Here is a 23,772-nt window from a genome sequence, read left to right on the forward strand (position 1 = left end):
TTCCTACATCAAGCTTAATTTGAACTTAAATATAGCCACGTTTTTAAGGAGATAAATCGTGAGCACCGACAACAATGGCGGTATACAACGCCCCGACGGTAAGGTGAACCCGATCGATACTGATTACCAGATTGGTCAGGACAACGTCGCGTTAAAAGTAGGTCCTTTTGGACTTGATATTCACAACCGTGTGTTTGCTATTTCAGGTATGTCGATCATCCTGTTCGTAGTGTTAACACTGACATTCAGACAACAAGTAGAACCGTTCTTTGCGGGGTTGCGTGGTTGGCTAGTGTCGAATCTTGATTGGTTCTTCCTATCTGCAGGCAACGTGTTTGTCGTGGTGTGTTTGATCCTGATCGTAACGCCACTTGGTCGCGTTCGTATCGGCGGTACAGAAGCAACACCGGACTACACTTACGCAGGCTGGTTAGCGATGCTATTCGCTGCTGGTATGGGTATCGGTCTGGTATTCTTCGGCGTATCTGAACCTATGTCTCACTTCAGTGCTGCTCTTGGCGGTGTGAACGTTGAGAATGGTGTTCGTACTGACTGGGCTCCACTAGGCGCAGCAGAGGGTGATACATCAGCGGCGTCTGCACTGGGTATGGCAGCAACGATTTACCACTGGGCACTTCACCCATGGTCAATTTATGCACTATTGGCACTTGGCTTGGCGATCTTCTCGTTCAACAAAGGCCTACCTCTAACGATGCGTTCTATTTTCTATCCTCTTTTTGGCGAGCGAGTTTGGGGTTGGGTTGGTCACATTATTGATATCTTAGCGGTAGTCGCGACGGTATTTGGTCTTGCGACTTCTCTTGGTTACGGCGCATCGCAAGCAGCTACAGGTCTAAACTTCCTGTTCGGTATCCCTATGACAGAGACAACGCAAGTTGTGCTTATCGTGATCATCACAGCACTTGCTTTGATCTCAGTAGTCGCTGGTTTGGATAGTGGTGTAAAACGCCTGTCTGAAATCAACATGGGCTTAGCGGCACTATTGCTTTTGTTCGTGATCATCGTGGGTCCGACAGTCGCTATCATGACTGGTTTCTTCGAGAACATCATGTCCTACCTTGCGAATGTTCCAGCGCTTTCAATGCCATTCGGCCGTGAAGACGTGAACTACTCACAAGGTTGGACGGCGTTCTACTGGGCGTGGTGGATTTCATGGTCACCATTCGTCGGTATGTTTATCGCGCGTGTATCTCGTGGTCGTTCAGTTCGTGAGTTCATCGTGTGTGTTATCCTGATCCCATCAACCGTGTGTGTATTATGGATGACGGCATTTGGTGGTACGGCGATCAGCCAATACGTGAACGATGGTTACCAAGCGGTATTTGATGCAGAGCTTCCACTTAAACTGTTCGCGATGCTAGATGTGATGCCACTGTCTCAGATCACGTCTATCGTGGGTATTATTCTGGTTGTGGTGTTCTTTATCACATCAGCGGACTCTGGCTCGCTTGTGATCGATACGATTGCCGCGGGTGGTAAAGTAGATGCACCAACACCTCAACGTGTATTCTGGTGTACATTTGAAGGCTTAGTTGCAATTGCGCTAATGCTTGGTGGTGGTCTCGCGGCTGCACAAGCGATGGCGGTAACAACTGGTCTGCCATTCACTATCGTACTGTTGGTTGCAACGGTATCTCTAGTGAAAGGTTTGATGGATGAGCCTCGCCCAACATCAAAGTCAATGAAGAAAGCGAAAGCGTAATTTAAGCTTTCTTCGTAACAACGAAAAAACGGCATGCTTCGGCGTGCCGTTTTCTTATCTGAATTCTTCATCTTTAGTCATCAATCGGCTGCCATTCTCTTCCTGCTCGAAACAATTCCTCAGTGCGAAACTGACGATGTTTTGCTCATTTGGCTTCGATTAATTTTTTACCCTATAAATACATTAGAGCTCAAACTATTTTTAAAGTCATGCTCATTTGGCCTTAATGCGACATAGATCAAAGAAGTAGGTATTTAGAGCGGCTTTGTTTGATTTTTATGCACTATCAGTGTGCATAATAAAAAGGAAATTTAATTAGTGTACGAAGGGTATGTATCTACACATGATTACCTCAGCCCCTTGGGTGATGTATCCAGAGATTGGAGAAGACCCAAGCAAAAAATGGATTTTTCGTGAACCTGTCGTGTCTGATGGCGACGATATTTATGGTTTGATCGCAGATTGTCCTCCGCTCGATATGAACTCTTCATATTGTAATTTCCTTCAATCTAGCCATTTCAGCAAAACCTGTGTTTTAGTTGAGCACAAAGGCGAGATTGCCGGTTTCATCTCTGGTTACCAGAAGCCTGGTGAGACTAACGTGTTATTCATTTGGCAAGTCGCCGTAGCGCCAAGATATAGAGGTAACGGGCTGGCTTTCAAAATGCTCAGTAACTTACTCGACCGAGAAGGACTCGAGAGTATCAACGCTATTGAAACCACGATCACCAAGTCAAACGACGCGTCTTGGGCGCTATTCAAAAAGCTCGATGCGCAAAATGGCAATGCTGGCGAAGTGAGTACCTTCTTGGACGAAGACAAACACTTTAAAGGCAAGCACGATACGGAATATTTGTATCGTATCCCTCTCAAATAAACCCACCAATAGGAATCAAATAACGGTCTTATCATGGATATTTTTAAAAAGCAGGAATCCAACGTACGTTCATACTCAAACAGTTTTCCGGTCGTTTTTCGTAGCGCGAAAGGTTGCTGGTTAGAAACAGAGCAAGGTGAACGTTACCTCGACTTTCTTGCTGGAGCGGGATCTCTCAATTACGGCCATAACAATCCAGTACTTAAGCAAGCACTGCTTGAGTACATTGAAATGGATGGCATTACACACGGCTTGGACATGCATTCAGAAGCCAAAGCCGCTTTTCTTGAAGCACTGAATCAATACATTCTTGAACCAAGAGGGCTGGATTACAAAGTTCAGTTCACGGGCCCAACCGGTACCAATGCCGTAGAAGCTGCAATCAAGTTGGCAAAAAAAGTGAAGGGACGCAGCAGTATCGTTGCCTTCACCAACGGTTTTCATGGCTGTACTGCAGGTGCACTTGCGGCAACGGGTAATCAACACCATCGCCAAGGCGCGGGCTCAAGCTTAAATAATGTAACGCGAATTCCATTTGAAGGTTATGCAGGCATTGATGGTTTGAAATTGTTTGAAACCATGCTGACTGACAACTCGGCAGGCATGGACAAGCCAGCGGCGGTTTTACTTGAAACCGTACAGGGTGAGGGCGGTTTGAATGTTGCCTCTAACGAGTGGCTGCAACGACTCAGTAAGCTGTGCAAAGCTCACGATATTTTATTGATTGTTGATGACATCCAAGCTGGGTGTGGTCGAACAGGGACATTCTTTAGCTTTGAACCGTCGGGCATTAAGCCAGATATGGTAACACTGTCGAAATCCATCGGCGGTTATGGTCTACCAATGGCGATTGTTTTGCTAAAACCAGAGTTGGACAAATGGAAACCAGGCGAGCATAACGGCACATTCCGCGGCAATAATCACGCGTTTGTCACAGCAGCTAAAGCACTCGAAACATACTGGTCAAACGACCGCTTTGAGCTGCACATTAAGCGCTGTTCAAACATGGTTGAAGAAGTCATTCAACGATCGGTAAAACGATTCCCAGAGTTGTTTATACAACGTAAAGGTCGCGGGATGATGATTGGCATTGAATGTAAGAACGGTGAAATCTCTGGTGATATTGCAAAAGCGTGTTTTGAGAACGGAATGGTGATTGAAACCGCAGGACCAAATGATGAGGTGGTGAAGTTCTTTTGCCCATTGACCATTTCTGAAGCCGAACTTACCCAAGGGCTGAATATCTTCGAGGGTTCAGTCGAAGCCATCGCAAGCAAACTTTTCAAACAAGCATCATAGCAAGGAAAGAATTATGATCGTTAGAACACTCGATGAGTGTCGCAATAGCGAAAGACGAGTTGTGTCTGATAACTGGGAAAGTGTCCGTATGTTATTGAAAGACGACAACATGGGCTTTTCATTCCATATCACGACGATATACGAAGGAACCGAAACACACATTCATTATCAGAACCATTTGGAATCTGTATTTTGCATGAGTGGAGAAGGGGAAATTGAAGTCGTTGGCGGTGAAACTTACCCAATCAAACCGGGTACGTTGTACATCCTAGATAAGCATGACGAACATTACTTACGCGCCTATAAAAACAAAGAAATGGTCATGGCGTGTGTGTTCAATCCACCAATCACGGGTGCGGAAGTTCACGACGAAAATGGCGTTTATCCGCTGGTGGACTAGCCCACTGATGTTTTAGAGGGGTGATGTTTCACCCCTTTTTCTTATCCATTCTTTTAAATTACCAATCATTAAGGCCCCCTCATGACATTTACCGTAGAAAAAATCGGCGGTACATCTATGACAGCATTCGATGCTGTACTCGACAACATTCTCCTTCGCCCACAAAACCCATATAACCGTATTTTTGTTGTTTCTGCTTATGGCGGAATGACAGACGCTCTATTGGAATGCAAAAAGACCAGTAAACCAGGTGTCTATCAGCTTATCGCTAAACGAGATGAAGCTTGGCAAGACGCACTAGCCTATGTTGAAAGCCGTATGCTGCTGACAAACGAACATATTTTTGCCGATCCGATGAATCGCATGCGCGCGGATAAGTTCATTCGTTCCCGAATTGCGGAAGCAAAAACATGTGTCACCAACATCCTAGAAACTTGTCAATATGGACAGTTTTCTCTGCGTCACTATTTGCCGCAGATCCGCGAGTTTCTCTCTTCAATTGGTGAAGCACATAGCGCTTATAACACCGCGTTAAAGCTCAAAAATATGGGAATTAACGCAAAATTTGTCGACCTTTCTGGTTGGGATAACCAACAGCCCAAAACGTTGGATGAGTCCATCTCTGATGCCTTTGAAGATATTGACGTCACCCAAGAGTTACCGATTGTTACTGGCTATGCGTATTGCAAAGAAGGGTTAATGCATACCTACGATCGTGGCTACAGTGAGATGACTTTCAGCCGAATTGCCGCAACAACCAAAGCGGATTTAGCGATTATTCATAAGGAATATCATTTAAGCTCTGCCGACCCAAGAGTCGTGGGAGTCGACAGCGTTAATCCCATCGGATTTACCAATTACGATGTTGCCGACCAATTGGCTAATCTTGGCATGGAAGCGATTCACCCCAATGCAGCCGCGGGTTTACGAGAAAGTGGTATTGAATTGCAGATCAAAAATACCTTTGAACCTGAGCATAAAGGCACTCTAATCTCGGCCGATTACCGTCCTGAGAGTGATCGCATTGAAATTATCGCAGGAAAACAGAAGGTATTTGCGCTTCACTTGTTTGATCAAACCATGGTTGGGAAAGTGGACAATGTCAGTTACGAACTGATGGAAATCATCGCCGATGCGCGCGTCAATCTTATCGGTAAAGAGATGAATGCGAATTCAATAACGTATTATCTAGGTGGCAGTGTCGATAGCCTAAACAAAGTGCGATACAAAGTAGAAAAGCGCTATCCGCAAGCCTCGATCACTGGGCGTATGGTGGCTCTTATCTCTGCAATTGGTTCCCAAATCGATACCAATAAAACGTTAGCCAAAGGCGTTTTTGCACTGATGAATCGCGATGTGACACCCATTGCTCTCCATTCATCAATGAGAAACGTTAACGTACAGTTTGTTGTGAGTGATGACGAGTATAAGGAAGCGATTTGCGCGCTACATGAAGAGTTCTTTGAACAAGACAACAATGAAAAGAAGTCGGTGAATGTTGCTTAATCGGCTTGCCTAATGATAATGCAGTTTCAAATGTAGTTAATCGCTACTTGAAGCTGCTTAACTGAAAACATATTTTAAACTTCGCATGATAGTGGAGAATACAAGAGTAAATAATGACTTTGAGCGTCGTTTATCAATCAGTTCTTCTATCACCACAGTGTCGTCTTTCGTTAACCTTGCTCGCCAAATTAAGCACCAAATGACCCTAACACGATAACACTGGTTGTTAACGGTAATTGGAGCGTTTCTAAATGCGATAATAAAAAGCCGTTTTGAATAGAGGATCTCTTCTCCAATTCGTAAGGTAAACCTCGTCGACAGGCGGTGGTATTCTGCTGTGACGAGTATGCCATCGACATAATGCGATTGTGTTTGAACGGTTTTGAATCCCATCTTGATCTATCCTTAGACCTCTCACTTAACACTACTAATCAATATCTTACTGTAAGCTCGTCCAAAAAATTTGATTACATTGAATTTCTTCATAAAAGCAGAGGCTATGCATGTGGGGTGATATGCAATTGGTAGTAATAACAGTAAGAAGGTGAAACTAAAAAAGCCATATATTCAACAGATGAAACTGTATTAAAGCGGCTTGATAAGAAGTAAAGGAGCCAACCAACCATGGCTCCTTTGTTATTCATGAACGACCGAGTTAGATATTTGGACGTGCCGTCTCGTTGGTTGATGGTGGTAGATGAGGCAATGTTACCTCTGGTTGGTCACCAGTTAATGAACGTAAGAACTCAGTGATTTTTCCAGATTCCTCTTTCGTTAGCTTCTGGCCAAGTTGAAGGTCAGCCATCATTGCTACGGCTTCTTCTAAATCCCAAACCGAGCCATCGTGGAAGTACGGGTAGGTGAGTTCGACATTACGCAGTGTTGGTACTTTAAACACAAACTTATCGAAGTCATTACCCGTGATCGCCTTGCGTCCCACATCTGGATTGTCTGTTGCAAACGGCTTCACTAAGCCCATTTTTTGGTACATTTGCCCACCAGCTAATGGGCCACTGTGACACGCAGTACAACCTTTTGCTTTAAATAGGTTATAACCCTCGACTTGCGCTGTGGTTAGCGCGTTGTCGTCGCCTTTCAACCAAAGATCGAATGGTGCATTTGGCGTGCGCAGAGTCTGCTCAAATGTTGCAATCGCGTCAGTCACGTTATCAATGGTGATCGTCTCACTGCCATAGGCTTGTTGAAACCACTCGCGGTATTGAGGGATTGACTTAAGTGTGTCGATCGCAAGCTGGTGGCTAAAGGCCATTTCGAGTGGGTTCTCGATTGGACCTGCTGCCTGTTCTTGCAAATCTTTGGCCCGTCCATTCCAGAACTGAACAAAGTTCAAATCCGAGTTAAACACCGTTGGTGAGTTGATAGGACCAATCGCCCATTTATGACCTATGGAGCTTGGTAGGTTATCGACGCCGCCTTTTGCGATGTTATGGCAAGAGTTACAAGAGATAGTGTTAGAGGCGGATAATCGAGGTTCAAACCACAACGTTTTACCCAGTTCTACCTTTTTCGCGTCAAGCCCAGCAACCGGTTCAATCACCTTGATGGGCTCTGCGGATTGGCGCTCTGCATAAGCACCGAAAGACAGCGCTGACAAGACGCTCACTGCTATAAGAGTTTTCATAATAACTTCCTTTTTAAGTGATTTTTCACTCTCACTAGGGCGGCGTACTTCGTGTTGGTACGCTCTGGAAGCCACGGTATAGCAATCGTTTTTTTCGATAAAACGCAAAAAATCGATGGTTTTTATGGCAAAAAACGATGTTAAAAGCGAACAAACTTTGCACGATTTGATTTTGCTTGCTTCCCACGGTTCTGATCACTTTTTGTTTACAACTGTGCAAAGAATATAAACGAATGGTTCGTTGATTTAGGTCAATTATGCAATTAAATGAATTTGAGAGATGGAGTCTCTAGATTGGAGAAAAAGTGGAGATTTTATCTCGCGAATAGGACGTTGGTAGAGGACATATAACAGCCAACAAGTCCGATGTTTAGAATTATTCTATTTTAGGGAGTTTGCTCTAACTCTGAGTTAATCATTACATTTCAATTTCAAGAAAGGTTTGGAATTGGTCATGTTTCTGAGTATACGAATTATTATCAATTACGCATCCGGTTGCACATTGTTCTAGGTTGAATTGTGTAACGTCACTGCAGCACGTATTGAGCGTATTACGCTGATTGTCTGTGTTTTCGTGTTGACAGTTTGGTACTAGGTAAAAATCAACAACACTATGATTTCAAGGAACATTTTATGTCAAAGAAACTACTTACTTGTTGTATAACCTCGGCAATCTGTTTTCATTCTGCTTCCGTTTACTCTCAATCAACGGATCTGCCAGGTGCTTCTGATTTACAACAAGCCTCAGCAGCGTTGATGCTCGCTCCGGACGATGTCGCCATCGCTGATCGTTATATCGTGGTCTTTAAACAGCCGCAAATGATGCCGAGCGACTCTCCAGATTTTCAACAGTCCACGCAACAATCGGTGGACAGTATGTCCAGTTTATATTCGATACAGGCGGAGTCCATATTTGACCGATCCATCAGTGGCTTTGTGGCAACATTGAATGCAAACCAACTCGATGAGTTACGCTCTGACCCCCGAGTAGACTACATCGAACAAGATAAAATGCTAACGCTTGAACCGATAGTCTCGGTAGAAGCAAACCAAAGCAATGCGATTTGGGGTCTTGATCGAATTGATCAGCGCAGCCTACCTCTTGATAGTAACTACAACGCCAACTTTGATGGTACAGGGGTAACGGCTTATGTCATCGATACCGGTGTGAACAATTCACACGTCGAGTTTGGTGGGCGTTCTGTTTCTGGTTACGACTTTGTCGATAATGATTCAGACTCAAGTGACTGTAACGGACACGGTACGCACGTTGCCGGCACCATTGGCGGCAGCCAGTATGGTGTGGCAAAGAACGTGAATATTGTTGGTGTAAGAGTACTTAGCTGTTCTGGTTCTGGTTCGACATCCGGTGTCATTGCCGGGGTGGACTGGGTGGCTGCTAACGCTTCCGGACCTTCTGTTGCCAACATGAGTTTGGGAGGCGGACAATCCACAGCGTTGGATAGCGCAGTACAAAGTGCGATTCAATCAGGGGTGAGCTTCCTGCTCGCAGCTGGCAACTCTAATGCGGATGCTTGTAACTATTCACCAGCTCGCGTTCCTTCTGGCGTGACCGTTGGCTCCACAACGAGCTCAGATTCACGTTCGAGTTTTTCAAACTGGGGTAGCTGTGTCGATGTGTTTGCACCGGGCTCGCAAATCAAATCCGCTTGGTATGATGGTGGCTACAAAACCATCAGTGGCACCTCAATGGCAACGCCACATGTCGCCGGTGTTGCAGCGCTATATCTTCAAGAAAACAGTGCATTATCACCAAGCCAGCTAGAGGCGCTGATTGCTGAACGAGCATCCAATGGCAAAGTCACAGACACTCGCGGAAGCGTAAACAAGCTGCTCTATAGCTTGGCGGATTCAGACTGTGGTCAAGATTGTGGTGGTCCAAATCCAACGCCAGATCCAGAAGGCAAGCTAACCTCTGGTGTGCCAGTGAATGGCTTGAGCGGCGCAACAGGTGCGATGGACTATTTCTATGCTGACCTAGAGGCTGGCCAACGTCTAACTGTTCAAACCATTGGTGGTAGTGGTGATGCTGACCTCTACGTTCGCTTTGGTTCGAAACCAACACGCAGCAGCTGGGATTGCCGACCATATAAATACGGCAACAACGAAACATGTACTGTGACGGCGCCTCAAAGTGGACGTTACCACATCATGATTCGTGCATACTCTAGCTACAGCGGTATGACGATTCAGGCGAACTACTAACGCTCATCACTAAGCCCACTTTCGGGTGGGCTTTATCTCTCAATCCCAAATAATTCTGAGTTGCTGGTTCCCGACGAACTTCCATCGTTTCCCTAGACGAATGCTTGTACTTTCAGTGAATTCCTTCAACTGAAGTCACTTGAGCGGCTCAGATTCGCACTTCTTAAAGAGACAAATATCATGAAAATACCAAGGATACAGGTTGGTTTGTTCTTAGCGACGTTGCTCTTTTCTTCGCTGGCTACTTCGCAGGAAAAGTTGATTCAAGTGGCGGACAAAATTGAACATGCCTATACATTTACCAATACAGAAGAGAGCCACGACACCGTCAAGTATCAGCTCCATCATTCAGGTGCGAGCTTTATCAAAGTCCATTTCTCCCAATTCAATCTTGGCGTTGGTGATTCCGTTACATTGAGCTCTGATAACTCAGTAGAGAAGGTGACTTATCACGAAGGTAGTAATGAGCCCTTTTTCGCACGTTCCATTTCTGGTGACGCTGTCACTATTGAATGGCGTCGTGCTTCTGAGTCTGGCAGTCTCGCCATTGATTACTACACGGCAGGCTACAGTGAAGACAAGTTGCAACAAGTAGGTACGCTTTCTACCTGCGGTGTTAATGAGCGACGCGATGCTGCTTGTTGGGAAGAAAGCCATCCGACAGAGTTTGGTTGGAGTCATGCCGTCGCGCGATTGCTCATCGATGGCCGAAGTCTTTGTACAGCTTGGCGAGTGGGGCCAGAAAACCATCTGATGACAAATAACCACTGCGTTTCGACGTCAGGCAAGTTGCGCAACACAGAAGTGTGGTTCAACTACCAACGTATGACGTGTAATGGCAGTTTAGATGACGTGGTAAAAGTCATGGGTAATGAGCTGATTAAGACTGACTACACGCTTGATTACTCTCTGTTTAATGTGACCAACTTCGACACCATTGCCCAGTTTGGTTATCTAGGACTAACGGATACACCTCCTGTCTACGGTTCAGGTATTTATATCCCACAACATGGTGCAGGTAATCCAAAAGAGATTGCGATAGAGAGTGACAAGAATGGTTCAGGGCTTTGTCAGATAGATGTCGCGAGTGCAAACGGCCGTGGCACCGGGACGGATACTGGTTATTTTTGTGACACGATTGGTGGGTCTTCTGGCTCCCCGGTTCTTCTATCGGATAGCCATCAGGTTGTCGCACTTCACCACTATGGAGGTTGTGAAAACCAAGGGGTTAAGATGGAACGAATTTGGCCAGAAATTGCGCCAGTTTTTGGAGGGCAATTGCCTCAAGGTAAAATGGGTAAGCAGCCTCCAACATCGGAATACCCAACAATCTCCGTTGGTGACGTGATCGGTGATTTACAGCAGCTTAAAAATGGTCAATTGATCTTTGTTTTACCCGCTTCTGAAAGAACACAAGACGTCGTTGTGTCGATGTCTGGTGGGGCGGGGGATGCGGATTTGTATACGCTTTCCGGGAGCCGACCGGATAAATCAACGTACGATTGTCGACCTTATCGTTCCAACAGCAACGAGAGTTGTGAAGCGCGAATGGAATCGCAAGACCTCTACATTCTTATCAGCGCGTATTCGGCGTTTTCCGGCGTCACATTGAGCGTGGATGTGAAGTGATTATTAATTGTAGCAATCACGTAGGGGGCTCCCTGAGTCCCCTAGACCTCAAACCTCAGCAGCTTTGTTCCAAGCATCACTCAAAAATAACGACACAACGCACTACATATTTTAGAGCTATAAGTCTAGATTTCGGATAGAAATCGCTACCTTTAAATTTATCTGTGTCGATTTTCCCCTCAGTTACTCATCAAATTACATCTGTCATTAAAACCACAAGAAATCATGAGTTTCATTATATTTACTTTTTAAATTTTTTTAATTAACGAGTGACTATTAGGTCAGTAGTTATGTTCATGATAAAAACTTCGTAAGATTGGCATCTACAGAAAAGTTAAATTTTCCGTGTTTTTATTTATACCATTGGAGGTGATTGAAGATATATCGATTTCAGTTTTACCAGTGTTTTAATTAATAGAAGTATAATGTAAATAAGATTCCGCCAGAGGAAGTCGGCGAAATTTATTAATGAATTAATTTTAATTTACACACGTGAAGAAGTTTATTATGAATAGAAAAATGTTGTCTCTATTATCAGTGTTTTCATTGCTTATGTCTGCAAATGCCATGTCTGCTGAAGAAGGGAACCTATCTTACGATGAGAACACGGACAGTTGGGGGTACCCATTTGTAACCGTTGCTAATTCCACTCAGTTTCATGTGTCGGGACGAGTTGAGTTTGCTGTTTGTTTACAAAGCACCTATGTTGCAAACGCTGGCCAACAATGGACCGATGATGAAAGAGGCCTTTGTTTAGTTACTAAAGTGACGGCAACGGTTGCTACGGCTGATGGAAACGTAACCGCTAAACCTTACACTTCCACTGGGACATCTTTCAGTAACTTTGCCGTAATTTACCGAGATGGAAATTACGAAGTGACTCGTATCATCAATTAAAAATGAGAAATCAATTTAAGTCCTAGGATATATAATGAAAACAATTATATTTTTATCGCTATGTGCTACTTGTATTTCGTATGCCGGTTCCATGAGTAGGTCTTCTGAAGGGTATTTTAGTAGTAAATGCAAAGCTACGCCTTCGCATGAGATGTGTAAAATTAAGGGTTAGATTTTAAATACAACGGATTGATAGGTTTTATATTATTAAAGTTCGAATGTTTATTTAAGTAAATAAATCAAAGCCCACCGCGCGGTGGGCTTTTTAAGTCTACGGTTGGGAATCTTCCTCTAACTCGTAACTGGGCTTAAGAAAGTAATGATGACGTTGATTGTACTTAAACATCAGAAAGCCGATTAAAAGTAGTGGAGGAATAAGAATTGGTTTGCGAGCGGCCAGCGTCATCAGGGTAAGAAAAATCGTCGCCATCTCACCAGCCATCAAAACGAGGTTTTTAGATAGCGGATATTGCTCTGCGCCTTTGAAACACTTAAATTCCGCTTTTGGTTGGACACCCTTGTAAATCTTTAAACCTAAGTCACCATTACGATACTGTGTGGCATCTACACTAATGGTGTACCAATGCCCCCCAGCGAAATAAACCGTTCTATGGATGTCTTTATCCGATAGTCGATACTCATCGATCTTTTCCCCATTTAAGGACAACACCATACGGCCTGAATATCCAAACTCCATGGTTAACTTCTCATCATCTAAAGTGAACAGCCATTGGTGCCTACTAAAGATAAAGCTTGGTTTTGAAAAATAACGTACCTCAATATCAGATGACGACTTGATCTCTTTTGGTATGCTTTCGGAGTCATGAAGTGAGACAAAAAAGTTCGCCTCTAGCCCATTCTGTGTAAGGTACTTTTCAAACGACAGCCTTATTTTCTCAACATAGTTTTCTGGGTCATGCAGCAGTGTATTTTGTGTCGTTCGCACTACAACTAGTGGTGTCGTTTCTTCAAAAATCAGCCTGATCTCCAATTGGCCGCTGACCGCTCGTTCTTTCTTGGGATCAGGATCATTTTCAAAGATAGGTAACAGATTTTCAGCGCGGACCCAGTCAAATATCAAAGGTCCGGTATCAAACATGTCGATAATGCTGGAAGATGGCACAGGAAAGCCAATAGTGAATGATGTGTCTATACACTCTTTTTCAGTCCTTTCATCATCCAAGTTGTCAAGATACCAAGCTCTCAAGTTGAAACGACTCGTGAAAAATTCACCACTGGATGGGACTTGTATGTCGAAGGCTTCAAGTAAGCCTGTCTGATGATTTTGTGCGTATTTGAGTGCTCTAATAAGGCCACTGTCTTCTTCAAACAAAGGGTCGACAGCGCGATCTAATTGCATGAGCGCATCGAGTAGTGGGGTTATGTTTTCTTTACGTACGTAGTAGCCGGAGCAGTAGTTAGGGCCGCCCGAATAACCGCAGTGAGGAACGGTCGAAAAGAAGGTTTGGAAACGACTTAATAGCGAAAATAAGTGCTCTGATTGTTCACCAGCGAACTCATCTGCCAATCTTGCTAGCGATTGCCCTCTGTCATAATAGTAGGGAGACAGATACGCCAAAATACAGCATGAAGTAAAACCAAAATGACTGTCGAATGGGTCGTTTTCAGTCTGAGCTAAGAGGTTTTTATACAGCGTATGAGTGAGAAACTTTCTTTCTTGCTCAGAAGGCGTGAGTTGATTCACTCTTTGTTCAACCAAATCAGGGTTGTTACAAACGTCTTCAACGAAGTACTTTATGTCCTCTTCTGCAACAGGGATGTAAGCAGTATCTAGCCCCAAAACCATTCTCCATATAGTTTGTTTGGATGAGAATAGGAAATATTATCAAAATACGATTGATTTATAAATCGAGTAATTCAATAAAGCATAAGGCGTTCTTACAAAGTGAATGTTGATGATAGCAGTAAGTTAATACACCTAATCCATTAGGGGATGATGAAATACAATAATTTAAAGAGGGGAGGCATTTTAATGATAAAAAAATCACTTTATTTATGTCGCACCAGCATTCTATTGATAGTTGGAACTTTAGTTTTAATTGTAATTACTAACCACGTTAAACATGATCATTGTCAGATTTGTTGGTAGTACCAGTAATTCAATCCTTTTTTCATTAGCATAAGATAAAAATAGATGTTTTAGTTATTCCTTCTAAAAATACGACGATTGAAACTCGTTGTTTTTTATAATGAGCAAGAAATTACATTTCCACATGTTTATGGGGTGATGAATTTTATAGTTAATGTCTAAGTTTTTAACTTAAATCTCCCAAGAGTAAATTTATAATGAAAAATAAATTATTATTATTAGCGCTACTTTCAACTAATACATGTTTTGCTAATGAAATCTTCTTTTTCGAGCAAGTCACAGCCTACAAGTTAAGTTCCAACCAGTATAGCCTAAGTGGGGTAGAAAAGCATACCAATCAGAGGATTCGTATAGAATGGCAAGAAAGCCCTTATTCGAAGCCAGAGCGAATAAATAGATGTATTAACGCGTTTCAACAAGCGATGAGTCAACCAGAACGATATTATTTAAATGTAGAACTATCTGAATCATTGTTAATAGGCTGCGAGATCGGAATTAAAGAAAGATTTATTTCTAATGAAATGCTATCAGAATAGCATTAGTGATTTTGGTGTTGCATAAAATGATCCACAGCTGCTGCATAGCATCGAAATAATTACTTCTCTAATTCTATTGTTCGATTGAAATCCTAATGTGCTGACGGTTAGATCCGTCAGCACAAAAATAGATCCTACTGCTTACAATAAGCATCTAATTTTTCCCACAGAAAGCCAATCCCGTTGCCACTGGCAGTGATAGTCAAGTATACAGAACCATACCACGAGCCAGCTTTGTAAGTAGAAAGCCTGTAGCGCTTGAGCAAACCACTCATAAAACAACCCTACTATTTGCGTACAATTGAGCTAATCACTGCCCCATATCAGGGGAGCTTTCTTGTGTTCTGATCTTTATCGAGAACGCAATTCTAGAAGAACTTGGCGGACTCAACATAGAAAAGATCATTAAATCAACGAGTTGATTGAGATCTACCTTTACCGTTTCAAAGTGCCACTGCATTGGCTTGACTGCTTAATTACTTTAGGTACCCTGCAGTTACAATCAATGTGAACGAACACTTTTTAAAGGCGTTAAATAGGAAGTTTGCTTTATGCGTAAGTCAGATAAGAAGATTGAAAACCAAATTAGAGAGGTGTTAACCGACGTTTGTGAAGATACATTAAAAAGCTACGAAGGCTTTCTTTGGGTGACTCATACGGTCAATTACTCTTCCTTCCCACAGAGCTTAAAAATCATCTGTGTATTTGAAACAAGCAAAGACAGAGCAAACTTTTTAACCGGAGAGGGCCAACGTCATGTTGCTACAGCAATCCAAAAGGCGTTTCATGAGGCAGGAACTCAGCTAAAGAACGTAGAGAAGCAAATCAGCTACGACATAAAGAGCGACGTTCGAAGAAAGTAAGTCGCGTTTGGTTGGGCATCTAAGGCTGTATATTGCGAGCTCAATATAAAGCCTTTCGTCTACGTTTACCCTCTGAGTCAGAGCTACGAATGCCAGTTCGCCAATTTCAACTCACTGAATCATGTTCAGTCCAATCGGGTAATAAACGTTTGTTCGTCATCCACAAAAGCGACAAAGCCACCGTGATAGATAAACACTCGGCCACGCCCTTCAACTATGCAGGCAAGTTGTGGATTCAAATCTTCTTCGTTATCTTGACTTTGAAAGGTGCCAGTATCCGTGATTACGCCGCGGAGTGGCGGCAAGTATCCATAAGTGCGCTTGGCTTGATCTATCAGGCTCAATTCACTGGTGATAGAGAAACAAGCGGGAATCGAACCAGCGTCTTCAATAAATAGAGGCTTTAGTTCTTCAAAGGCGGTAATCACCAGCCAGTCAATGCCGTTTACATGATGGATAAACATAGGTGTTCTCGATAATTCTGGTTCGGAGATCTTATCATTATCAGAGAAGAACGCAGTAGAAATTTGCTGTTTAAAATCGTTATTCCACTGCCACGTCCAGACATGCGAGATGAACTGAACCTATGGCAAAACGCGGCTCACTGGTTCAATTCTTTAGTCTACTTATTTATAGATACTAAACCTCACACGCAACGCGTCTTACAAATATAGATTCGCAAGTTCATGCCATTTTTGTTTACCGATGACATCAGTAATGTCAGAGATGGAAGCTTCGGAAAGGTGCCCATCTTTGTTGAAAGTCAGAGGCGTTAATTCACTCTTAAATATCCTTGATGTTAAGCATCGAACCCGTCTGAATATCGACTTTTCGTTTTGTATGAAATAGAAATGCCATTGCTACGGTCTCTCTTAATCAACGTATTACCAGTTCGCTATTTACTAAAGTATGAACACATTCGGGGAAGATTATGTGGATTAAGAAGAATCATCGTTGGGCTTTATCTGAAAACGAAGCGACGCCAGAGTCTGTCTATAAAGAGCGTCGCGAAATACTGAAAAAGCTTGGCATTGCGGTTGTCGGTATGCCGCTCGCTGCAAATGCGCAAGCGGGTATTTTGGACATCTTCGCGTCAAAGGAAAAGCCAGTCTCAGACAATCGAATTGACCTTAGCGCTGCAAAGCCACAGCAGTACCAAGCGGATCTTTCTCTTACTCCTGAAAGCAAGGTTCTGAAATACAATAACTTCTATGAGTTTGGTACCGATAAGTCTGATCCTGCGAGAAACTCTTCTGAGTTCGTGTCTGACCCATGGACGGTAGAGATCGACGGTTTGGTGAATAACCCAATCAAGCTCGACTACGACGATATCTTTAGTAAGTTCACACTAGAGGAGCGTATCTACCGCTTACGTTGTGTGGAAGCGTGGTCTATGAACATTCCGTGGATTGGTTTTCCTTTAGCGGACATCATCAAAATGGCGGACCCAAAAAGCAGCGCGAAATACGTGGCTTTTGAAACCCTCTACGATCCAAAACAGTTCCCAGCTCAAGGTTCGTTTAGCAGCATTGAATATCCTTACGTAGAAGGGCTTCGTCTTGATGAAGCAATGAACCCGCTCACGCTGATTTCTGTGGGTTTGTACGGTAAGACGCTTGCTCCACAAAACGGTGCGCCACTTCGCTTAGTTGTACCGTGGAAGTACGGCTTCAAAAGCATCAAGTCTATTGTTCGAATTCGTTTAACTGACCGAGAGCCGCCAACAACGTGGAATCGTTTAGCGCCGAATGAATACGGTTTTTACGCCAATGTGAACCCAAATGTTGACCATCCACGCTGGAGCCAAGCAAGCGAGCGATTCATCGGGGAGGGCAGTGTGCTCAGTGCTCGCAGACAGCCAACATTGATGTTCAACGGCTACGAAGAAGAAGTGGCACATCTCTATAAGAATATGGATCTGAGGAAGTTCTATTGAGAAAGCTGACGCCAAAACACATCATTGCGCTTAAAGTCCTGATCCACCTTGTCTCTCTGGGTTTCTTAGGTCTGCTGGTTATTGCGATTAATACCGACAACTTAGGTGGTGACCCTGTTCAAGGCATCATTCATTACACGGGTATTAGCGCGTTGAATACGCTGTTTATTACCCTGTTGGTTTCCCCGCTTGCGCGTTGGACTAAGCAGGGTTTGTTAGTTCGAGTTAGGAGACTACTCGGGTTATACAGCTTTTTCTGGGCAGTGCTTCATTTGGTTGCGTTTGCTGTGCTCGATTTAGGATTGGATTGGAGTTTACTTGCCTCCGAAATTGTTAAGCGCCCTTATTTGACCGTTGGTGCAGCAGTGTGGGTAATCTTGTTACTTCTGGCGGTAACTTCGACTCAATCCATACAACGTAAAATGGGTCCTAAATGGCAAAAACTGCATAACTGGGTTTACTTGGCAGCGATATTGGCGCCGATTCATTTCTATTGGTCGGTGAAGTCAGAGGTGGCAGAACCAACGATTTATATCTTCATCGCCATTGGTTTGTTGCTGGTACGCTGGAAGACATTGAAGCAGAGAGTGTTTCGAAAGCGGTTATCCAGTTGATGCGCTGTTAGACTAATTGCGACAAATGAATCAACAGACTAAAAGGGGCTACGAGAGCCCCTTTCTTAATTGGATAACAAGCCGCTAACCCAAGCTTTCTGTTGCGGTTGGCTCACCACGCTTCCACACCTTTTGTTCGCTCTCGCCAAAGACCGTGAGACCGTTCCTACCAAATTCCATCACAACGCTCATACTGTTAGCCCTCAACCTACGACTAATGTCTAACTGTCTGACACTATTTGTATTTTTTCGTTTGGTATAAGGTACTAGCAACTGAAATTCAAGGATTCATGAACATCCTTCATCGAGTTCTTGTAGAAGAGAATGTAGGCAATCAACTGCTTAATCTTCGTTTGGTGAGTAAATAACGTTGGTTGGAAAACACACCTTAGAGTGTGAACGAAAGGAATCACTATGAGCAGTACTTTAGAGTCCGTACAGATACGAACAGATAAGCCTCAAGCAAATGAGGCTGAACTCACTTATGAGCAACAACATAAGCCACGATCGGAATTTGATTCCCGAGAGCAATATTTAGAGCACGAGTTGCAAATCATGGCGCCTAAACGCTGGCGTCCCAATTTGCCGTTCAAAGATTACCGATTCGAGGTAGAAGATGCCATTCCAGCGATGGCCGCGACCATTGGCAAAGTCGTTATGGTGGGAGCCATAGCCGCAACCTTTGCTGGGGCGCTAGGGCTCAATGAAGGCTTTATATTAGAAAACGTTCGTTATGAACTGCTCATCGCCTCTGTTTTCATTATTCTTTTCTCAGGCTTTCTATTGCCGACCGCAAACCTCGCGGGTACACACGGCCCACTCATTCCATTAATTCCAATCGTTGTTGCAGCTGGTGGGCACCCTATGGCCTTTGGTTTGCTGATCGGTGCTTTTGGCATACTGTTGGCCATTAGTAAAGGTGGCAGTATGCTGGCAAACCTGACCAGTAAAGGCGTGTGTGGCGGCTTATTACTCTACCTTGGCTTTGTTGGAACCGTCTCTCAAGTGAAAAAACTGTTCGCTTGGGCAGAGGGAATAGGGATGAGTCACATCGCTTTTGTTGTGATCTTTTGCACCATTATTTTATATGCATTACTGGAACACTTTCGTAAGCGTTGGCTAGCGGTTCCTCTTAGTTGCTTGCTAGGCGGTACTTTAGCTTTTGCTATGGGCGCTCCGTTTTCTTTTCAAACCGAGCCCGGCTTACCCAATATGAACCCTATGTATTGGTGGGGGGAAGATACAGGTTGGATGTTAGGTTTACCGACGATTGAACACTTCATGGTAGTATTGCCTTTTGCTATTTTAGCCGTAGCCATGTGGTCGCCTGATTTTTTAGGGCATCAAGTGTTCCAAAAAATCAGCTATCCAGAGCGTACAGAAAAAGTACATATGAACATCGACGATACGATGACTACAGCGTCAATTCGTCAGACGTTCGGTTCTCTGCTCGGTGGTACTAACTTTACGTCTTCGTGGGGAACTTACATCGTTCCGGCGGCTATCGCTAAACGTCCTATTCCTGCTGGTGCTTTGCTAACGGCACTGTTCTGTATCATCGCCGCGGTTTGGGGCTACCCAATGGATTTAGCGATCTGGCAACCAGTACTTTGTGTTGCGCTTATTGTTGGGGTATTTGTGCCTTTGCTAGAAGCAGGAATGGAAATGACGCGTGAAGGGAAAACCACCCAATCGGCGGCGATTGTTGTATTTTCTTCAGCGCTCGTTAACCCTGCGTTTGGTTGGTCTCTCACCATGTTGTTAGATAACTTAGGCTTAGTCGGCTGTAAAGAACGTAGTGGGGAACTGAGTAAAATGAGCCGTTGGGTACTGCCTGGAATTATGTTTGTTGTGCTAACAAGCGTAATGGCGTTGGTTGGCCTACTACCCGGGATACCAGCGATTATCCCAAGTTTTCGTTAGGTAAGCTCATAGTACGATTTATGGTTTGAAGAACCTTTTTCAAACCAGATAGAAACGGTTTAGTTCTGTTGATCTAAACCGTTTTTTGTCGAAAAATAAGTCTCAAACTGCCTTGTGATTCGGGGCGGCATTTACCCAATTCTTCCTAATGTGACACCTGAGGTGTAAATCAGTCGCACGAGTGAAAAATTGATTTGTGCGATCCAGAATAGAACCATCATCCTTATTGGCCTTTGAGCGTGGAAATTTGTCCTTTCATTTTTTATCGGCTTTGACACGTTAGCGAGATTAAGACTTACCTAACACGTTGGTTTGTGATTCAGGTTGCAAGTCAACATGCTAATTTGGCAAACCTCAAATAGGGGAACTAGGTTTATCAAGCTAGGGACAAGTGGAAAGGACATCTAAGAATGAAAAATAAATGGATTAGCAAAGATATATTTAAAACAGCATTGATTACTTTAGTATGTGTAAATTTATTAGTTGGCTGTAGTCTTCTACCCATAAATGGCACCGTTGAAGAGGGCTACGCATGGTGCAATGCACGATATTTGGACGTTACAAACGAGATTTACAGGGAGTCAGGCTCTGTAAACCCAGTGAAAGAACCAGAATTTAGATTGGCTCAAGAGGGGTACATGTACGCCCTAGCCAGTGCATTAGTGCTGCAAAAGGAAGGAAAGAATGAGGATAAGCATTTTAAAGCACCCAAATATATGCAACAAATTAGCTTTCTTAATGAAAGGAATTTTTCTGGGTTCGAAGCTTCAACTTTCCTTATTTATGACCCAAATGATGAAACTCAGCTCGAAGAAGTTGTTGTAGCCTTTAGCGGCACTGATAGTTGGTGGGATTGGTTTACACAGAATTTAAATCCATCCCCTCTTCAAAATAGTGATGCTCAGAACTATGTTAATAAAGTTTTAGATTATATTGAGATGCATCATACAGATACCTCAAAGGAAGGGACACCAAGTTTAATTGTAGCTGGATTCTCCTTGGGAGGAGGGTTGGCGATGCATGTACTGCACAACGACTCTAACAGAAAAATCGCCCAAGCCTGGGCTTTTAATAGTAGCCCAAGGACAGGACATGAAATAAAAGTGGATAACCGGCTATACCTTGCCTCTACTGAAGGGGAAATTCTGAGTACTGCTCGTGGTATTAGAAAAGGCAGTAAGCAGCTTGGAGCTCTTGAAGAAAACTACACTGACGACTTTAACCTTATAAATGCTAGCAGTTTTTACCTACATAGCCGTTGGGTGTTGACTCGTGAAATGCTTATCTACGCTGATATGCTTTACTATGAGCAATCAAAGCGCAAAAACTCCTCATCTCCTGCTCTAGAGATACTCAAATCATCTGCTATTACAAAGGGGTGTACCGATAAATATCGGCTGAAATTGGAAGCGGAAGGGCGACTTTAGGTTAAATAATTTATCAGGAAAAGCTGTTCAAGGTGAATGGGAGCCCCTTAGCTCGCTTGCGAACATGCCTGTAGCCTCCAGTAAATTGTGGGTCTTTTCTTCAAGTGACTTCGCCTTGATAGTTTTTCCATTATGATAAAGTCGATTCTGTACTAACTTATTTCTGCTCTACCCCTGTTTAGCGGTTAACAATATACAGTATGCCCCTCTCTGCTATTGACCTAAATTTTCTAATGCATGAATATGTCTTTGGTTGAGTATTAATTCAAAGGTTTCGTAATGCTACAGATATGTTCAGGGAAAATGTTTCAAAGAGAAATAGAGTATAGAAATAATCTACGGGGTGTACTGTATACAAATTTACGGCTTAACCAAGATAAAAGGCTGGATACTGATGCTGGCTCCCTGCTGTCCACGTCAAACTTGGGACAATCAAATACTATTGTTTACGAACTAGAAGAACTAGTTGAAGGCAACGGTCATAGTGTTGGAGTGCTCATATCACATGGGGTTGACCCATATATACTGGACTTTTCTGCCATTATTTCATTTGCTTTGAACTGTACAGCTTCACCTAGCTATACTCTTACTGATAGGTTGCTTGGCGAGCAACGTGGTATTTCTACACATTCAACACCAAAGCAAATCGTCAAGCGGGTGTTTGACAAAGATGTTTTCTGTAATGAAAAAGACGAAGAGCACTTAGTAGCATTTATAAAACAACTAATAGGTTTAAAAAGGAATACCTACCTCGGAGTAATGAGTTCTATTCGAACCTATGTTACGGGAATGCATCGTATAGCTGACGACTTCGAATTGGCCTATACGTTATTGGTTGCCTCTATAGAATCCCTTGCACAAAACTTCGACGGTCATAAAGCGTCGTGGTTGGATTATGATCAGAGAAAAAGAAGGCTTGTCGACTCAGCTTTATCTGATGCAGATGAAAAAACCTCAGAAAAAGTGAGGGCAGCGCTTCTAGATATTGAGCATACATCTCTGAGCCGTCGATTCAGAGATTTTTCTCTAGAAAATATTAGTCCTTCTTACTATCGAGAAGAAACGACAGACGTTATAAATCCTATATCGAGAAATGACTTAGCTAATGCCTTATCAAATGCTTACCAAGCTCGGTCGCAATATGTTCATAATTTGCGAAAACTTCCAGACCAATTAATCACAACTGATTCGTATACGGAGACATGCAGAATTAATAAAAAAACTTGGCTTACTATCCAAGGGTTGTCAAGACTTGCAAGGCACGTAATAACAGAGTTTATTATGCAGCAACCCACAGTTGAAAGTGAAATATATGATTATTCTCTTGAGAGGTCTGGAGTTGTGCAAATGCCAATGGCACCTCAATATTGGGTTGGAAGAGCTAACCTATATCAAGGTGCAGGTAGCATGAAATTAGAAGGATTTTTGTCTCAAATATCTTACCGAATGGCCATAGACTCTAAAGGTGTGGTGACAGATTTAACTGAATTGTTAACGGTAGTTGAAGGGAAAATAAATGAGCTTAAAAAAGGAGACAAATTGTCGTTCATAGCTCTTTATATTATTTTTAATGGCTTTGTTTCAGAATCCCAGCGAATGGAAAACTCTGATAGCTTCATTTCCGCCCATGAGAAGCTTTTATCCGCCCCAAGTGCTGAAGCGTTAATTGTGAACCTTCTTTTTAATGTTACTCCAGCTTGGGATGTGACTACTCACTATGAGTGTTTAATTATGTATTTTAGAGAGAGGGATAACAAACTAAAATTCCGCTGTCCCAAGTTATTTGAAGCGGGAATCATACTTCAATTAGCAGAACGCTATCGCTCATCAGGGAATTACTCTTCCGCAATTGATTTGGTTGAAATGGCAGTAGAGAACTACCCAGAACACACCTCTCTTCGGCAGTTTGAGATTGATTTTAAGCTAAATAACCATCCAATAGAATGGACTAAAATTCTACTACCTAAAAAAGAAGAACAGGTTAATCAATAGTTCTTTCTTCAGTGGGAGGTTTGACCTCCTATGTTTGGTGTTGCGATGCACTTTTGCTAATCCTACATTGGTGAGCTAAAGTAAAGATCTTAGCTCGCTTCTGTCCAGAAAGGAGCCTGTGACTCCGCTACTCAACTCAGTCATTAGAACATCTACACAAACAAAAAGGGGC

At 43.2% G+C, this 23,772-nt stretch carries 18 protein-coding genes; 15 read left to right on the top strand and 3 right to left on the bottom strand.

The genetic code is table 11. The features are described from left to right. Positions 1-58: 58 nt before the first annotated feature. The 5 genes from GXP65_RS03420 to GXP65_RS03440 all read left to right on the top strand — a co-directional run bounded on the left by GXP65_RS03420 (position 59) and on the right by GXP65_RS03440 (position 5,805). Positions 59-1,723, top strand: a complete 1,665-nt coding sequence (locus GXP65_RS03420; protein ID WP_005433884.1) for a BCCT family transporter — start codon at positions 59-61, stop codon at positions 1,721-1,723. A 343-nt stretch (positions 1,724-2,066) separates the two neighbouring features. Beyond that, a complete protein-coding gene (gene ectA, locus GXP65_RS03425; RefSeq protein WP_050918198.1) occupies positions 2,067-2,600 on the top strand; it encodes a diaminobutyrate acetyltransferase in 534 nt (177 codons plus the stop codon). Positions 2,601-2,633: 33 nt separating this feature from the next. Continuing rightward, positions 2,634-3,899 (top strand): diaminobutyrate--2-oxoglutarate transaminase, encoded by a 1,266-nt coding sequence (gene ectB / locus GXP65_RS03430; RefSeq protein ID WP_162092005.1) that lies wholly within the window; start codon positions 2,634-2,636, stop codon positions 3,897-3,899. 13 nt (positions 3,900-3,912) lie between these two features. Then, positions 3,913-4,299, top strand: coding sequence for an ectoine synthase (locus GXP65_RS03435; protein WP_005393369.1), 387 nt, complete (start codon positions 3,913-3,915; stop codon positions 4,297-4,299). Between the two features lie 81 nt (positions 4,300-4,380). Then, a complete protein-coding gene (locus tag GXP65_RS03440) occupies positions 4,381-5,805 on the top strand; it encodes an aspartate kinase (protein WP_162092006.1) in 1,425 nt (474 codons plus the stop codon). Positions 5,806-6,460: 655 nt separating this feature from the next. Here GXP65_RS03440 and GXP65_RS03445 read toward each other — a convergent pair. Further along, a complete protein-coding gene (locus GXP65_RS03445) occupies positions 6,461-7,447 on the bottom strand; it encodes a cytochrome-c peroxidase (RefSeq protein WP_162092007.1) in 987 nt (328 codons plus the stop codon). Positions 7,448-8,080: 633 nt separating this feature from the next. On the opposite strand from GXP65_RS03445, the gene GXP65_RS03450 reads away from it, so the two are divergent. From GXP65_RS03450 to GXP65_RS03460, 3 genes are all read left to right on the top strand, one after another. After that, positions 8,081-9,673: a S8 family peptidase gene (locus tag GXP65_RS03450; RefSeq protein WP_162092008.1), complete on the top strand. Its 1,593-nt coding sequence runs from the start codon at positions 8,081-8,083 to the stop codon at positions 9,671-9,673. Between the two features lie 180 nt (positions 9,674-9,853). After that, positions 9,854-11,302 (top strand): serine protease, encoded by a 1,449-nt coding sequence (locus GXP65_RS03455; RefSeq protein ID WP_162092009.1) that lies wholly within the window; start codon positions 9,854-9,856, stop codon positions 11,300-11,302. A gap of 507 nt (positions 11,303-11,809) precedes the next feature. Further along, positions 11,810-12,199 carry a hypothetical protein gene (locus GXP65_RS03460; RefSeq protein WP_086369307.1) on the top strand — a complete coding sequence of 130 codons (390 nt, stop codon included), beginning with the start codon at positions 11,810-11,812 and terminating at the stop codon, positions 12,197-12,199. 271 nt (positions 12,200-12,470) lie between these two features. Here the strand turns inward: GXP65_RS03460 and GXP65_RS03465 are convergent, their stop codons facing one another. Further along, positions 12,471-14,006 (bottom strand): hypothetical protein, encoded by a 1,536-nt coding sequence (locus GXP65_RS03465; RefSeq protein WP_162092010.1) that lies wholly within the window; start codon positions 14,004-14,006, stop codon positions 12,471-12,473. 500 nt (positions 14,007-14,506) lie between these two features. Between GXP65_RS03465 and GXP65_RS03470 the strand changes: the two genes are divergently transcribed. Both GXP65_RS03470 and GXP65_RS03475 read left to right on the top strand, forming a co-directional pair. After that, positions 14,507-14,845, top strand: coding sequence for a hypothetical protein (locus tag GXP65_RS03470; protein WP_162092011.1), 339 nt, complete (start codon positions 14,507-14,509; stop codon positions 14,843-14,845). A 551-nt stretch (positions 14,846-15,396) separates the two neighbouring features. After that, on the top strand, positions 15,397-15,708 hold the full coding sequence (locus tag GXP65_RS03475; protein ID WP_162092012.1) for a Fis family transcriptional regulator: 312 nt from the start codon (positions 15,397-15,399) through the stop codon (positions 15,706-15,708). Between the two features lie 125 nt (positions 15,709-15,833). Here GXP65_RS03475 and GXP65_RS03480 read toward each other — a convergent pair whose 3' ends face one another. After that, a complete protein-coding gene (locus tag GXP65_RS03480; RefSeq protein ID WP_005433823.1) occupies positions 15,834-16,172 on the bottom strand; it encodes a hypothetical protein in 339 nt (112 codons plus the stop codon). A 467-nt stretch (positions 16,173-16,639) separates the two neighbouring features. Here GXP65_RS03480 and msrP point away from each other — a divergent pair, with 467 nt between their 5' ends. From msrP to GXP65_RS03505, 5 genes are all read left to right on the top strand, one after another. Next, on the top strand, positions 16,640-17,644 hold the full coding sequence (msrP, locus tag GXP65_RS03485) for a protein-methionine-sulfoxide reductase catalytic subunit MsrP (RefSeq protein WP_162092013.1): 1,005 nt from the start codon (positions 16,640-16,642) through the stop codon (positions 17,642-17,644). Further along, positions 17,641-18,258: a protein-methionine-sulfoxide reductase heme-binding subunit MsrQ gene (msrQ, locus tag GXP65_RS03490; protein ID WP_162092014.1), complete on the top strand. Its 618-nt coding sequence runs from the start codon at positions 17,641-17,643 to the stop codon at positions 18,256-18,258. The genes msrP and msrQ overlap by 4 nt, the downstream gene beginning before the upstream one ends. A gap of 414 nt (positions 18,259-18,672) precedes the next feature. Beyond that, positions 18,673-20,181: a DUF3360 domain-containing protein gene (locus tag GXP65_RS03495; RefSeq protein WP_050905909.1), complete on the top strand. Its 1,509-nt coding sequence runs from the start codon at positions 18,673-18,675 to the stop codon at positions 20,179-20,181. Positions 20,182-20,591: 410 nt separating this feature from the next. Continuing rightward, a complete protein-coding gene (locus GXP65_RS03500) occupies positions 20,592-21,608 on the top strand; it encodes an Mbeg1-like protein (RefSeq protein ID WP_162092015.1) in 1,017 nt (338 codons plus the stop codon). Between the two features lie 279 nt (positions 21,609-21,887). After that, the gene (locus tag GXP65_RS03505) at positions 21,888-23,600 is read left to right on the top strand and encodes a hypothetical protein (protein ID WP_162092016.1); all 1,713 of its coding nucleotides are present in this window, start codon (positions 21,888-21,890) and stop codon (positions 23,598-23,600) included. Positions 23,601-23,772: the final 172 nt, after the last annotated feature.

This window comes from Vibrio sp. LB10LO1, from assembly GCF_010092875.1.
Classification (GTDB): domain Bacteria; phylum Pseudomonadota; class Gammaproteobacteria; order Enterobacterales; family Vibrionaceae; genus Vibrio; species Vibrio campbellii.